The 13727-nt window shown below is 63.6% G+C and carries 12 protein-coding genes; 8 read left to right on the forward strand and 4 right to left on the reverse strand.

Annotated features, from left to right (window positions below; translation table 11 throughout):
- Positions 1-33 precede the first annotated feature (33 nt).
- The gene (locus Q0139_RS01085) at positions 34-903 is read right to left on the reverse strand and encodes a glycine--tRNA ligase subunit alpha (protein ID WP_298016082.1); all 870 of its coding nucleotides are present in this window, start codon (positions 901-903) and stop codon (positions 34-36) included.
- 116 nt (positions 904-1019) lie between these two features.
- Here Q0139_RS01085 and Q0139_RS01090 point away from each other — a divergent pair, with 116 nt between their 5' ends.
- From Q0139_RS01090 to Q0139_RS01120, 7 genes are all read left to right on the forward strand, one after another.
- Positions 1020-1916, forward strand: a complete 897-nt coding sequence (locus tag Q0139_RS01090; protein WP_298016083.1) for a TraB/GumN family protein — start codon at positions 1020-1022, stop codon at positions 1914-1916.
- Between the two features lie 58 nt (positions 1917-1974).
- Positions 1975-2913: a TraB/GumN family protein gene (locus Q0139_RS01095; RefSeq protein WP_298016084.1), complete on the forward strand. Its 939-nt coding sequence runs from the start codon at positions 1975-1977 to the stop codon at positions 2911-2913.
- A gap of 171 nt (positions 2914-3084) precedes the next feature.
- A complete protein-coding gene (locus Q0139_RS01100) occupies positions 3085-3987 on the forward strand; it encodes a TraB/GumN family protein (protein ID WP_298016086.1) in 903 nt (300 codons plus the stop codon).
- A gap of 79 nt (positions 3988-4066) precedes the next feature.
- Positions 4067-7207: an isoleucine--tRNA ligase gene (locus Q0139_RS01105; RefSeq protein ID WP_298016090.1), complete on the forward strand. Its 3141-nt coding sequence runs from the start codon at positions 4067-4069 to the stop codon at positions 7205-7207.
- Positions 7208-7221: 14 nt separating this feature from the next.
- Entirely contained in the window at positions 7222-7728 is a 507-nt protein-coding gene (lspA, locus tag Q0139_RS01110) for a signal peptidase II (protein ID WP_298016214.1), read from the forward strand.
- Positions 7721-8134 (forward strand): DUF3035 domain-containing protein, encoded by a 414-nt coding sequence (locus Q0139_RS01115; RefSeq protein WP_298016092.1) that lies wholly within the window; start codon positions 7721-7723, stop codon positions 8132-8134. The genes lspA and Q0139_RS01115 overlap by 8 nt, the downstream gene beginning before the upstream one ends.
- Positions 8135-8224: 90 nt before the next feature.
- Positions 8225-8988 (forward strand): IS5 family transposase gene (locus tag Q0139_RS01120; RefSeq protein WP_298016094.1). Its coding sequence is split into 2 segments (ribosomal slippage): positions 8225-8552 and positions 8552-8988, totalling 765 coding nucleotides; the frame shifts between segments, so codons are not numbered across the junction.
- Between the two features lie 87 nt (positions 8989-9075).
- On the opposite strand, the gene Q0139_RS01125 is transcribed toward Q0139_RS01120, so the two are convergent.
- The 3 genes from Q0139_RS01125 to Q0139_RS01135 form a co-directional block, all read right to left on the reverse strand.
- Positions 9076-9834 (reverse strand): DUF1013 domain-containing protein, encoded by a 759-nt coding sequence (locus Q0139_RS01125; RefSeq protein WP_298016216.1) that lies wholly within the window; start codon positions 9832-9834, stop codon positions 9076-9078.
- 111 nt (positions 9835-9945) lie between these two features.
- The gene (locus Q0139_RS01130; protein WP_298016096.1) at positions 9946-10971 is read right to left on the reverse strand and encodes a glycosyltransferase family 1 protein; all 1026 of its coding nucleotides are present in this window, start codon (positions 10969-10971) and stop codon (positions 9946-9948) included.
- A gap of 102 nt (positions 10972-11073) precedes the next feature.
- Entirely contained in the window at positions 11074-11889 is an 816-nt protein-coding gene (locus Q0139_RS01135; protein WP_298016098.1) for a UDP-2,3-diacylglucosamine diphosphatase, read from the reverse strand.
- Positions 11890-12073: 184 nt separating this feature from the next.
- On the opposite strand from Q0139_RS01135, the gene Q0139_RS01140 reads away from it, so the two are divergent.
- Positions 12074-13726 (forward strand): GSCFA domain-containing protein, encoded by a 1653-nt coding sequence (locus Q0139_RS01140; RefSeq protein WP_298016100.1) that lies wholly within the window; start codon positions 12074-12076, stop codon positions 13724-13726.
- The last annotated feature ends 1 nt before the right edge of the window (position 13727 follow it).

Below are 13727 nucleotides of genomic sequence, written 5' to 3' on the forward strand. Positions count from 1 at the left end.
GAAGAGGTTGGAGTGCCTGCGGCGCTATCGTGCTCACGCCGCCCACCCGTGTTTTTCCATATGCGCCTTGCACGAACCCACGGCGAGGTCGCGGACGCGGCCGATATAGGCTTGGCGTTCGGCGACCGAGATCACGCCGCGCGCCTGGAGCAGGTTGAAGATGTGGCTCGCCTTGATCGCCTGGTCATAGGCGGCGAGCGGAACGTCGTTTTCGATGCAATTGCGGCACTCGGCGGCGGCGTCCTTGAACCATTGGAACAGCTGTTCGGTCGTCGCGACCTCGAAATTGAATTTCGAGAATTGTTTCTCGTTTTCGAGGAAGACGTCGCCATAGCTCACGCCCTCATCGTTGAACGCGAGGTCGTAGACATTGTCGACACCCTGGATGTACATCGCCAGCCGCTCGAGCCCGTAGGTCAGCTCGCCCGATACGGGCTTGCAGTCGAAACCGCCCACCTGCTGAAAGTAGGTGAACTGCGTCACCTCCATCCCGTCGCACCAGACTTCCCAGCCCAGCCCCCAGGCGCCGAGCGTCGGCGATTCCCAGTCATCCTCGACGAACCGAATATCGTGTTTCAGCGGGTCGATGCCGATCGCGACGAGGCTGTCGAGATAGAGCTGCTGCAGGTCGGGCGGGCTCGGCTTCAGGATCACCTGGTACTGGTAATAATGCTGAAGGCGGTTCGGGTTTTCGCCATAGCGGCCGTCGGTCGGGCGGCGGCAGGGCTGGACATAGGCCGCCTTCCACGGATCGGGGCCGAGCGCGCGCAGCGTCGTCGCCGGGTGAAACGTGCCCGCGCCCATTTCGAGGTCATAGGGCTGCAGGATCACGCACCCCCGCTCGCTCCAGTAATCGTGGAGCGTGAGGATCAGTCGCTGGAAACTGAGCGGTGTGTCGCCCAAGGCAAGGCCTTTCGCATCTGCGGAAAATCGTCGGGCGCGGATTGCCGCAGGCACGGCCATGGGTCAAGCGCGCTGCCCCCTGTTCTCCCGTGGCGAGCCGGTATAGATTGCATCACATGCTCGTTTTCCTGCGATTACTGGCTCTGGTCGTCGCGCCGCTGTTCCTGCTCGCTTCGTGCGGCGGCGGGGAGCCGGACGAACCGGAGATGGTCGAGGCCACGCCCGCGCTCTGGGAAATCGCGGACGAGGATACCACGATCTATGTTTTCGGCACCTACCACCTGCTGCCGGACAATGTGGCCTGGTTTGCCGGGCCGGTGCGCGAAGCGTTCGAGGCGAGCGACCAGCTCGTCATCGACCATCTCGCGCCGCAGGACGCCAACCGGCAGCTCGAAGGCTTCGCGCCGGCGCGTGACGGCCAGCCGCTCTCCGCCAGGCTCTCGCCCGAATATAACGAGCGCTTCGACGCACTGATCGAGCGGTACGATATCGACCGGGCGGCGATCGACGGCGCCGATCCCTGGTTCGCGGCGATGACGCTGTCGCTGCTCGAACATCGCGCTATCGGTCTGGACGACGAGAACGACGCCGAATTCGCGCTGATCCGCGCCGCGGGCGAAGCGGGCAAGTTCGTCGTCAAACGCGAAGGCTATCGCGACCGGCTGCGCTTTCTCGACGGGCTGTCGACCGCAGTGCAGACCGAAATGCTCGAAGCGGCGATCGAACGGATCGAAACGTTGCGCGAAGACCATGCCGCCCTGCTGGAGAGCTGGGCATCGGGCGATATCGATGCCTTCGCCGCCCGCGCCCAATCGGAATATGACGACCGGCCCGAACTTCGCGAGGCCTATCTGACCGGGATCAACACGGCATGGGCCGGCTGGATCGCCGAGCGGCTCGACCGGCCCGGCACCGTCTTCATCGCCATCGATGTAGTGCGGCTCGGCGGCGACGGCAGCATCATCGAGATGTTGGCCGCGCGCGACATTTCCGCCCGCCGGATGCCGGAATAATCCGCACGGTTCGGCATCACCCGCTTGCACGCAGCGAATGCGGAGGCGATGGGGAGGCATGATCAAGTTTCTCCGGAACTTGCCGGCCATTGCCGCCCTCCTGCTGGCGACACCGGCGCTCGCAGTGCCTGCCGGCGAAAACGATCCCTCGCGCCTGATCGATGGCGATACCCAGCCTGCCGTCTGGCTTCTCGAGGACGACGATACGCGCATCTGGCTGTTCGGCACCAATCATATCCTGCCGGCCGATTATCGCTGGCGCAGCGCGGAACTCGACGCGATCATCGCCGATGCCGACGAGCTGGTGCTCGAAGTGGCCGATGACAGCGAGGCCTATCTGAAGCCCGAGCGCTTCCTGCGCCTGATGACCGCCGATCAGCCGAGTCCGATCCTCCAGCGGATCAGCCCCGAATATCGCAACAATCTTCGCGCGATCATCAAATATTCGGAGCTGACGATCGATGTGCTCGACACGCTCGAAACCTGGGCCGTGGCGTTCGTGTTGATGAGCATGTCCTACGAGCAATATTATGGCGTGCCGGGCGTCGACGGATCGATCGACGTGACGGGCGTCGAGGAAATCCTGACCGAGCGCTTCGAGGCGCAGGACAAGCCGGTCAGCGGCGTCGAGACGACCATGGGGCAGCTCAATTTCTTCCGCAATCTGAGCGAAGACGGCCAGCGGCGCTTTCTCGAAGGCATGGTCGCCAACGGGCCCGAAGACGATGTCTCGGACGAGGACGCAATCCTGGCGAACTGGCGGATCGGCAATGTCGCCGCGCTCGACGGCGAATGCGACGATCCGGAGAATTTTCCTGAAGAGGTACACAATGTCCTGCTGACCATGCGGAACGCCAATTGGACCGACTGGCTGATCGAGCGGCTGGACGAACCGGGCGATGTGCTGTTCGCCGTCGGCGCCTGCCATCTGGCCGGGCGCGAACGGGTTCAGGCGATGCTGGAACAGCGGGGATTCACGGCGCGGCGGGTGCACTAGCCTTCAATTCCTCCCCGGCACGGGGAGGGGGACCGCCGAAGGCGGTGGAGGGGCAGCTCGCTAACGAGGGTGGCGCCCCTCCACCATGCTCCGCATGGTTCCCCTCCCCGTTCCGGGGAGGAATTTCTTCCCTCACTTTTCAAACACCCCTCCCTGCGCAATAGGGACCGCATGAAAACCCTCACCACCATCGCCGCGCTGTTCGCGCTGTTTCTTTCCGCCTGCGCGCCGACCACGACGGCCACCACCGCGCGCCCGGCCGGCGCCGCCGAAGGCCCGGCCATGTGGCGGGTTGCCGACGAGGACACGACAATCTGGCTGCTCGGCACGATCCATGCACTGCCGCAGGGCTATCAATGGCGCACGCCGGCCATCGACGACGCCATCGATGCGAGCGACGAGCTGGTCCTCGAAACCGTGCTTTCGGGCGATCCGGGCGAAGCGGCGGGGCTGCTGATGCGCTTCGGCGTATCGCCGAACCTGCCGCCGCTGGCGCAGCGCCTCCCCGCCGAAAGCCGCCCCGTGCTCGGCGCGATGATCGCGCGCGGCAGCCTGCCTGAAAGCCTGCTCAACGGGCTGGAAAGCTGGGCGGCGGGGCTGATGCTCGTCGGCGTCACGCTCAGCGATCTCGACGTCAATCCGAACAACGGCGTCGAGGAGCAGTTGCAGCAGCGCTTCCGCCTCGCCGAAAAGCCGATCAGCGGCATGGAGACCCCCGCCGCGCAGTTCGGCTATTTCGACGGGCTGAGCGAGGAGGCACAGCGCTTCTTCCTGACCACCATCGTGCAGGAGCCGGACGATGTCCGCAGCGAGTTCGCCGCGATGCTCGAAGCGTGGCGCGTCGGCGACGAAGCCGCGATCGCCGCGACCTTCGACGACGATCTCGTCATGTCGGACGAACTCCGCAACGCCCTCCTCACCCGCCGCAACGTCGATTGGGCCGGCCAGATCGCCGCCCGGCTCGACGAGCCCGGCACCGTGTTCGTCGCCGTCGGTGCCGGGCATCTGGTCGGCCGAGATTCCGTGCAGCACTTCTTGCAGCGGCGGGGGATCGAAGCGGTGCGGGTGCAGTAAGGGTCTTCCCTCCCGCAAGCGGTAGTGGAACTGAGAATCCCGCTGGACGCCCCCGCCCCTTCCCCCTACATCGCGCGCCATGTCCGAACAGCCCGACTATAAAGACACGGTTTTCCTGCCGAAGACCGACTTCCCGATGAAGGCGGGGCTTGCCCAGAAAGAGCCCGGCATCCTCGCGTCGTGGGAAGAGCAAGGGCTATACGAAAAGCTGCGCGAAACACGCAAGGGCCGGGAGAAATTCATCCTCCACGACGGCCCGCCCTATGCGAACGGCAATATCCATATCGGCCATGCGCTGAACAAGACGCTGAAGGACTTCGTCGTCCGCACGCAGAGCCTGCTCGGCAAGGACGCGCCCTATGTGCCCGGATGGGACTGTCACGGTCTGCCGATCGAATGGAAGATCGAGGAGCAGTATCGCAAGAAAAAGCGCAACAAGGACGAGGTCCCGACGCGGGAATTCCGCCAGGAATGCCGCGACTATGCCCAGCACTGGATCGACGTCCAGCGCGAGGAGTTCAAGCGGCTCGGCGTGATGGGCGAATGGGACAAGCCCTATGTGACGATGGACTTTGGCGCCGAGGCGGTGATCGTCGAGGAATTCCTGAAATTCTGCGAGACCGCTCAGGTCTATCGCGGCGCGAAGCCGGTGATGTGGAGCCCGGTCGAGAAGACGGCGCTCGCCGAGGCCGAGGTCGAATATCAGGATATCGTGTCGACGCAGATCGATGTGGCGTTCGAGATTGTCGAGAGTCCGATCGAGGAGCTGGTCGGGGCGTATGCCGTGGTGTGGACGACGACGCCGTGGACGATTCCGGTCAATCAGGCTTTGGCCTACGGCGAGGACATTGAGTACGTACTCCTTGCGGAAGGCAAACGACGCTTCCTCATAGCCGCCGAACTAGAGCAGGAATTCTACTGGCGACTAATGCGGGTAGATAAAGAATTAGGTGGTGTTGATCCGATAACGCCGCTGTCCGAAGCTACTTCACCAGATGCCTTTCGAGGCGAGGGTGGTGATGCTGTTGGGCGCGGTAGCGTGCTGTGGCTCGGCAAAGGGTCCGATCTTGCCGGCACCATCGCTCGCCATCCGATGCATGGCTTTCTTCGTCATTCCCGCGAAGGCGGGAATCCATCGCCTGAGGGTGCTGCGAACGAAACGCCGGAGATGGACTCCCGCCTTCGCGGGAGTGACGAGGGTGGTGAGCGCAGCGCTGGTCGATTGAGTGACGAGGCGTGGGAGAAGGCGGTCGAATTCTACGCCAAGCCCCGCCCCTTCCTGCCCGGCGATTTCGTGACGACCGATGCCGGCACGGGCCTTGTCCATATGGCGCCCGATCATGGCGAGGACGATTTCGCGCTGTGCCGCAAGCACGGCATCGATCCGGTCTTCGCGGTCGAGGATGACGGCGTCTATCGCGCAGACTGGGGCTGGCTGCCGCGCGGCGACGAGCGGTCGGGTTCGGTCATCAACAAGAAGTTCAATGCGCCCGACGGGCCGATCTGTTCGGACCTGCGCGACGCCGGCGCGCTGCTCTCCGCCAGCGACGATTTCCAGCACAGCTACCCGCACAGCTGGCGCTCCAAGGCCAAGGTCATCTTCCGCTGCACGCCGCAATGGTTCGTGCGGATGGACTCCCCCCTCCCGCTTGCGGGAGGGGGTCAGGGGGTGGGCAATGCCATCTCTATCGACGATGCGGCCGATGAGGCCGGGGGGCCCACCCCTAACCCCTCCCGCGAGCGGGAGGGGGACTTGGTGCTCGGCCACGCCCAGGGCCTCGGACCCACCTTGCGCGAAACCGCCCTATCCGAGATCGACAAGACCCGCTTCGTGCCCGAGCGCGGCCATCGCCGCTTGCGCTCGATGGTAGAAGGGCGCCCCGACTGGGTGCTGTCGCGGCAGCGCGCATGGGGCGTGCCGATCACGCTCTATGTCGACACGGACGGCAATTATCTGAACGACCCCGAGGTCAATGCCCGGATCATCGCCGCCGTGCGCGAGGGCGGTGCCGATGCCTGGTTCGCGGCCGATCATCAGGCGCTGCTGGGCAACGAACACAGCCTCGACGATTACGAGCCCGTCACCGACATTCTCGACGTGTGGTTCGACAGCGGCTCGACCCACGCCTTCGTCCTCGAAAGCGACGAATGGCCCGATCTCCATTCGCCCGCCGACCTTTATCTCGAAGGCTCGGACCAGCATCGCGGCTGGTTCCAGTCCTCGCTGCTCGAAAGCTGCGGTACGCGCGGCCGGGCGCCCTACCACCAGGTTCTGACGCACGGCATGACGCTCGATCATACCGGCAAGAAGATGTCGAAGAGCCTTGGCAACACGCTCGATCCGCAGAAGATCATCGACGTCAACGGCGCCGATATCCTGCGGCTCTGGGCGGCGACGGTCGACTTCACCGAGGATCACCGGATCGGCGACGAAATCCTGAAGGGCGTCACCGACACCTACCGCAAGCTCCGCAACACCTTCCGCTACATGCTCGGCGCGCTCGGCGATTTCGAGGAAGCGGAACGCGTCGATGTGGCCGAGATGCCCGAGCTCGAACGCTATGTGCTGCATATGCTGGCTGAGCTCGATAGCGAGTTGAAGGAGGCGGTGAACGATTACGCCTTCAACCGCTATCTCCGCGCGCTGACCGATTTCGCGAATGAGGACCTGTCGGCGTTCTTCTTCGATATCCGCAAGGACAGCCTTTATTGCGACGCGCCCGGCGATCCCAAGCGCCGCGCCTATCGCACCGTGCTCGACACGCTGTTCCACGCCTTGGTGCGCTACGCGTCGCCGTTCCTGGTGTTCACAGCGGAAGAGGTGTGGAAGACGCGCTTCCCCGAAGCCGATTCGGTGCATTTGCTCGAATGGCCGGTGATCGGCGATCGCTGGATCGACGGTCCGCTCGCCGCCAAATGGCAGACGATCCGCACGGCGCGCGAGGAAGTGACCGAAGCGATCGAGCCGCTGCGTCGCGAAAAGGTCATCCGGTCGAGCAACGAGGCGGTCGTCACCATGCCGGCGCTCTCCGAAGCAAGCGAGGCCTTGATGGCGGAAATCGCGATCGTCGCCGGCGTGCAATTCGAGGGCGACGAGGTGGCCGTGAGCAAATCCACCGACCATAAATGTGGCCGCTGCTGGCGCCTGCTCCCCGAAGTGACCAAAGACGGGGCGCTGTGCGATCGTTGCGCCACGGTGCTCGAAGGACAAGACGCGTGAGCGAAACCGCCGCCATGGGCCGCCGCTGGCATATGCTCGGCTATCTGACTGCGCTCGTTGTCCTCATTGCCGACCAGCTTTCCAAATTCTGGGTGATCCAGCTGATCCAGCTGCCGCAGCGCGGGCAGGTCGAACTGCTGCCGATCCTCAATTTCACCTGGGTGGAAAATCGGGGCGTTTCGCTCGGCATGCTGACGGCCTCGTCCGATACGCAGCGCTGGCTGCTTGTCGCCCTGACCAGCGCCATCGCGATCGGCGTGATCTACTGGATCTGGCGCGAAAAGCGGCGGATGGACGTGTTCGCGCTCGGCCTCGTGCTGGGCGGGGCGATCGGCAATATCATCGATCGCGTCCGCTTCGGCTATGTGGCGGACTTTATCGACCTGCATTTCGGCGACTTTCAGCCCTTTTTGGTCTTCAATGTCGCGGATGCGGGGATTACAATCGGTGTCGTGATTTTGCTGTTGCGGGCGTTTCTGCTACGCGACAAACCCGACAAGGCGGAGACAAGTGATGCGTAAATTTGCAACCCTGGCGAGCATTGCCGCGATGGCAACCATGCTTTCGGCATGCGGCGCCTTTGGCGGCGGCCGCGACCGGCCCGACGAGTTCCTCGTCTCGCGCTCGGCTCCGCTCGTAATTCCGCCCGAATTCAACCTGACCCCGCCGCGCCCCGGCGAGCCGACGGCGCGCGGCGCCGATTCGAGCCAGCAGGCGCTCCAGGCCATGTTCGGCGGCGAAGCCCCGCGTTCGGCGGCCGAAGGCGCGCTGATCAACGAAGCCGGCGCCGATGATTCGCGCCCCGGGATCCGCAGCACGGTCGGCGATCCCGAAACCCAGGCAGTCGATTATGGCACGACCACGCGCGATATCCTGAACGCACCCGAGGGCGACGCCCCCGAAGCGCAGGTTTCGACGCCGCAATAATTTTGTCAGAATTTCGCTAGGCTGTAGTGACATTTTAGGGATTCCCAAGGCGTCGGAGTTCTGATTCAACGCTGGCTTTTGGAGGCTGGTGTGGATGGCGAGGTTGTCAGGGACGATCAGTGGGGGCGGCTGCGGGAATTTGTCCCGGGCGGGCGGAAGGGCAAGCGGGGTCCGCGCAGCGATGGGCGGCGGTTCTTCGATGCGCTATTGTGGCTGGCGCGGCCATGCGCGCGTTGGCGAGATCTCCCGGAAGATCGCTTCGGCCCCTATCAGACGATCAAGCGCCGCTATTATCGCTGGATCGAGGCTGGCGTGTTCGACCGGATATTTGAGGCGGTCGCAAACGATCCCGACATGGAGTGGCTGGCGATCGATGCCACCGTGATCCGCGCCCAAGCCCAGGCCGCCGGGGCCAGGGTAAAAAGGGGGGCGCTCAAGCCCAGGCTCTCGGCCGCTCGCGAGGCGGGTTCGGCACCAAAATCCACGCGGTAGTCGATGCGCTCGGCCTGCCGGTGCGCTTTGCCTTGGGGCCGGGACAGCAGAACGATATCGTGCCGGCCTGCAATCTGATCCGTGGCCTCAGCGCCCGGCAGGTTCTCGCCGACCGCGCCTGTGACGCCAACAGCCTGCACGATATCATCCTCGAACAAGGCGGTGATCCCGTCATCCCGCCACGGCGCAACCGCAACTATCAACATCGCTACGACCACATCGCCTACAAACAGCGCTGGGGTATCGAAGCCTTCTTCGCCAAGCTCAAGCAGCGGCGACGCATCGCCACCCGCTACGACAAGCTCGCCGCCAACTTCCTCGGCTTCATCAAACTCGCCAGCATTATGCTCTGGATCAAATGACTGAATTGTCACTACGGCCTAGTTGTTTAGTCCCGGCCTTTGATGGTGCGGCGCTCGACCGTCAGGTCGAGTCTGACAAATATCCCGCTAGTCTTCTTTCTTCTTGAACAGCTCTTCGGCGCCTTCGGGGAGCGGCCTGGCGGGCGCGCCGTCTTCGTCCCGGAGCGTCGGCCATTGGGTGCCGCTCTTTTCTTCCTCTTCCACCGCTTCGCCCCGTGCAGCCGCTTCCTCGGCCGCCAGCGCGGCTTCGGCCTCGGCCGCCGCCGTCTCACGTTCCTGCCGCAGTTCCTGCAGCAGTGCGGCGCGATCTTCCTCGACCGTTTCGTCCTTGGGTGCTTCGATACCCGCCTTCTTCGCCGCCTTGGCGACGACCGCGTCGAGTTCGCGCTGCGAGCACAGGCCGAGCGTCACCGGATCCTTAGGCGTGATTTCGGCGATGTTCCAGTGGGTGCGGTCGCGGATCGCGTTGATCGTGTTGCGCGTCGTGCCGATCAGCTTGCCGACCTGCGCGTCCGAGATTTCCGGGTGGTTGCGCAGCAGCCAGGCGATGCCGTCGGGCTTGTCCTGGCGCTTGGAAACCGGCGTATAGCGCGGCCCCTTGGTGCGGCGGACCTGCTCGGGGCCCTTCAGCATTTCCATGCGATAATCGGGGTCGGCCTGCGCCTTGTCGATCTCTTCCTGCGTCAGTTCGTGCGCCTGGATCGGGTCACGGCCGGTCAGCTTGGTGCCGGCCGTATCGTCGGCGATCGCCTGCACTTCGAGGATGTGCAGACCGCAGAATTCGGCGATCTGATCGAAAGCGAGCGCGGTGTTATCGACGAGCCAGCTGGCGGTCGCATGCGGCATGAGGGGGTGGGCCATGGGGCGTACTCCGGATAAGAAAAGGGCCGCCCCTCGCGGGACGGCCTGATATTGCCGCCTATCTAGGCAAATCGTGGCGTCAGGGCAAGAGCGCGATCAGGCCGCCTGCGGCAGCGGCGCGCGGACCACGGCAAGATTGTCGAGGAACTGGCGGGCGCTGCGTTCCCAGGTGAATTGCGAGGCATAGGCGAGGCAGCTTAGCCGGTCACAGGCCAGTGCCCCGGCGATCGCCCGGTCGAGATCATCATCCATCGCGCCGACACCCTCGGTAAGCACGTCGATCGGTCCGGTCACCGGATAGGCGGCAACCGGTGTGCCGCAGGCCATCGCCTCGATCATCACCAGCCCGAACGTATCGGTGCGGCTGGGAAAGACGAACACATCCGCACCCGCATAGGCTCCGGCCAGCGCCTCGCCCGATAGCGGGCCGAGGAAATGCGCTTCGGGATAGCGCGCGGCTAGCTCGTCACGCGCCGGGCCGTCGCCGACAATAACCTTGCTGCCCGGATGCCGGCATTCGAGAAACGCCTCGATATTCTTCTCCACCGCGATCCGACCGACATAGAGCTGGATCGGCCCTTGGAGCGACGCATAGAGCGCAGGCGGCGGCGCATCGGGCGTAAAGGCGTCCAGATCGACCCCGCGGCCCCAATGGCTAACATGATGGATGCCGTTTTCGGCCAGAGTTCGGCGCACGGTTTCGGTTGCGACCATCACCGTTTGCGCAGAGGCATGAAAGCGCCGGATGACAGGCCAGACCCATTCCGCACGCAGCGGCGTACGCCGGGCGACATAGTCCGGAAATTGCGTGTGATAGGCGGTGGTAAAGGGCACACCCCGCATCTTGCACCAGCGCCGCGCCGCATAGCCCAAGGGGCCTTCTGTGGCGATATGGACGGCATCGGGATGGGCGTCCGCGATCATCCTGCCGATCCGATCGGCCGACATCAGCGCCAGGCGGATTTCGGGATAAGTCGGGCACGGGATCGAGCGGAACATGTCGGGCGAGAAGACAGTGACACGGTGCCCCATCGCCTCGATCTCGCGCGTCACCGATTGCAGCGTCCGGACGACGCCATTGACCTGCGGCGACCAGGCATCGGTGACGATGACGATGTTCATAGAGTCGTGCTCCAATCCGTTAGGGCAGAGCCTGTCGAAGCCCGCCTCTCCTCCCGCGAAACGCCCTTCGACAAGCTCAGGGCTAACGGTGCTTTGTCGAGACTATGCAGCCATCTTCCGTTCATCCTCCACATCGCGCGCGGCCATTTCGTCGGCCCAGTGCAGCACCTCCATCCGGCCGTCGAAATGTTCGACCAGCGCCGTGCAGCCTTCGACCCAGTCGCCGTCATTATAATATTCGACGCCCTCGATATCGCGGATTTCGGCGGTGTGGATGTGACCGCAGACGACGCCGTCGACGCCGCGGCGCCCGGCCGCATCGGCCACCACCTCCTCGAACTTGGAGATGAAGGAGACCGCGTTCTTCACCTTGTGCTTGGCGTGTTTCGACAGCGACCAATAGGGCATGCCGAAGCGGCGCCGGATCGCGTTGACCCAGCGATTCAGCCCCATCATGACCTCGTAAGCCACGTCGCCGAGATAGGCGAGCCAGCGGTGCGAAAGCATGATCGCATCGAATTCGTCGCCATGGAGCACGAGCAGACGCCGCCCGTCCGCCGTCTCGTGAACCGCCTTGCGCAGGATCTCGACCCCGCCGAAATGGAGGCCGGTAAACTGCCGGAACATCTCGTCGTGATTGCCCGGAATATAGACGATCCTTGTGCCGCGCTTGGCGCGTTTCAGGATGCGCCAGACGACGTCGTTATGCTCGTCGGGCCAGTAGAACTTCTTCTTCATCCGCCAGCCGTCGATGATGTCGCCGACAAGGTACATCGTCTCGCTGTCGACGCTGTCGAGAAAGTCGATCAGCATATGGGCGTTGCAGCCCTTGGTGCCGAGATGGATGTCGGAAATCCAGATCGTCCGGTATCTGCGGCGCTCACCCTCGCTCTCGGGCGTGGCAAACCGGCGGCTCATGCGCCCGAGGCTGTTCAGGTCTGTTGGTAGATCGAGCGGTGTTTCCATCGGCTGCCCCCGGATTTTCGTTCCGCTCGAGAGCTATGGCGACCTTTTGTTACAGGAGAATCGCTTGCGGATGACAATCGCGCGTCACCTTGCCTTGCCGCTTGCCTTTATTTTTCCGGCGCATAGATAGCGCCGCATGCCCATCATCACGTTCAACGGCCATGAGGCGGTGCGACTTCGCAAAGCGAACACGGCATCGTCATGGGGTAATCGCTCCGAGATCAACCGCGTCGAACCGGTCGCCAAACCGGCGTTTTCCGTGCCGTTCCGGCTGGAACCGGGCGAGAAGATCTTCACGATCGGTTCGTGCTTTGCACGCAACGTCGAGGCCGAGCTACGCAAACGCGGCTTCAAGGTACCGATGCGCGACCTTTTCAAGACGCCTGCCTTCGAGAAACTGAGCCCCGAAATCGTCAACAATTTCGGCACGCCGTCCATCTACAACGAACTTGCCTGGGCATTCGGCGAAGAGCCGTTCGACGAGGGCAAGGGCTTTGTCGAGGTCCGGCCCGGCCAGTTCATCGACTTGCATATGGTGCCCAGCATCCGCCCCGGACCGATCGAGGACGTGCGCGCCCGGCGCGCCGGGCTGCACGAAGCGACACGTTCGCTGGCGGATTGCCGCGTGCTGATCATGACGCTGGGTCTGGTCGAGCTGTGGTATGACAATGTGAGCGGAGACTATCTGAACGTCGCGCCGCTACCGTCCACGCTCAATGCCTTTCCTGACCGGTTTTCGCTCCATGTGCTGAGTTTCGACGACTGCTACCGCTATCTGCACCAGGCCTTCGATATTGCATTCAAATATGGCCGCAAGGACCTCCAGGTCGTGCTCACGGTATCGCCCGTGCCGATGACGGCGACTCATCGCGATTGCGACGTACTCGTGGCGAACAGCTATTCGAAATCGGTGCTCCGCGCGGTGGCCGAGCAGATCTGCGCCGAAGACCAGCGGATCAGCTATTTTCCGAGCTATGAGTCCGTGACTCTCAGTGACCGGCGGATCGCGTGGATGGACGATCTGGTTCACGTCACCGAATATCTGATCGCGTTCAACGTCGACCGGATGGTCAGTGCCTATAGCGGCGAGGACGGCACCGAATTGGCGCCACCGGACGCAGTGGAGTTACCTCGCGAGTCTGCCGAGGCGTTGATCTTCGCCGACAAGGCTCGCGATGCGCGCAACCGCAGCGACCGCGCGTTCTTCAAGAAGGAAGCGCATCGGGCCAAGGATTCGCCCGGCTTTGCCATCGAATATGCGCGCTTCCTGTTCGATCAGGGGGAATTCGACGAGGCGCTGGCGGTCATCGCCGATGATGACAGTCGTTCGGCTATCGTCCTGCGCGGCGAACTGCTTTATGCACTGGAAGATTTCGCTGCTGTCGTGGAGACAGTCCGCCCGCTCTGCAAACGCGGTGTAAAGGGCAACGCCCAGTGGCGATTGCGGACGAACTCGGCCGTTCGTTTGGGCTCCGTAGAAGAGATCGAGGCGACCCGCGATGCCTGGATCGTCGCCGACCCGCGCCGCGAAACCTTCATTCTTACGCAGATCGGATCGGCGCTGCGCCGTGCGGGGCATCAGGATTTGGCGTTCGGCCACCTGTCGAAGGCAATGGGCCATACAGATGCCTATGCCGTGACCCAGCTCGAGATGGCGACGTTGCTGTTGGAAAGAGGCGAGATCGATCGGGCCGAAGCGACGATCGCCGACATCAAACCGGAAATTCCCGCGCAGGAGAACCGTCTGGCGGCACTCAGGAAAAGGATCGACGCCGAACGCGCCGCCTGAA

This window comes from uncultured Parasphingopyxis sp. (assembly GCF_937129435.1).
Taxonomy (GTDB): Bacteria; Pseudomonadota; Alphaproteobacteria; order Sphingomonadales; family Sphingomonadaceae; genus Parasphingopyxis.

Excerpts from the sequence above, each read along its gene's own strand:
- Q0139_RS01130 (WP_298016096.1), bottom strand. The coding sequence starts at position 10,971 with ATGAACATCGTCATCGTCACCGATGCCTGGTCGCCGCAGGTCAATGGC.
- lspA (WP_298016214.1), top strand. The coding sequence starts at position 7,222 with ATGGGCCGCCGCTGGCATATGCTCGGCTATCTGACTGCGCTCGTTGTC.
- Q0139_RS01125 (WP_298016216.1), bottom strand. The coding sequence starts at position 9,834 with ATGCCGCATGCGACCGCCAGCTGGCTCGTCGATAACACCGCGCTCGCT.
- Q0139_RS01095 (WP_298016084.1), top strand. The coding sequence starts at position 1,975 with ATGATCAAGTTTCTCCGGAACTTGCCGGCCATTGCCGCCCTCCTGCTG.
- Q0139_RS01105 (WP_298016090.1), top strand. The coding sequence starts at position 4,067 with ATGTCCGAACAGCCCGACTATAAAGACACGGTTTTCCTGCCGAAGACC.
- Q0139_RS01115 (WP_298016092.1), top strand. The coding sequence starts at position 7,721 with ATGCGTAAATTTGCAACCCTGGCGAGCATTGCCGCGATGGCAACCATG.
- Q0139_RS01140 (WP_298016100.1), top strand. The coding sequence starts at position 12,074 with ATGCCCATCATCACGTTCAACGGCCATGAGGCGGTGCGACTTCGCAAA.
- Q0139_RS01090 (WP_298016083.1), top strand. The coding sequence starts at position 1,020 with ATGCTCGTTTTCCTGCGATTACTGGCTCTGGTCGTCGCGCCGCTGTTC.
- Q0139_RS01100 (WP_298016086.1), top strand. The coding sequence starts at position 3,085 with ATGAAAACCCTCACCACCATCGCCGCGCTGTTCGCGCTGTTTCTTTCC.
- Q0139_RS01135 (WP_298016098.1), bottom strand. The coding sequence starts at position 11,889 with ATGAGCCGCCGGTTTGCCACGCCCGAGAGCGAGGGTGAGCGCCGCAGA.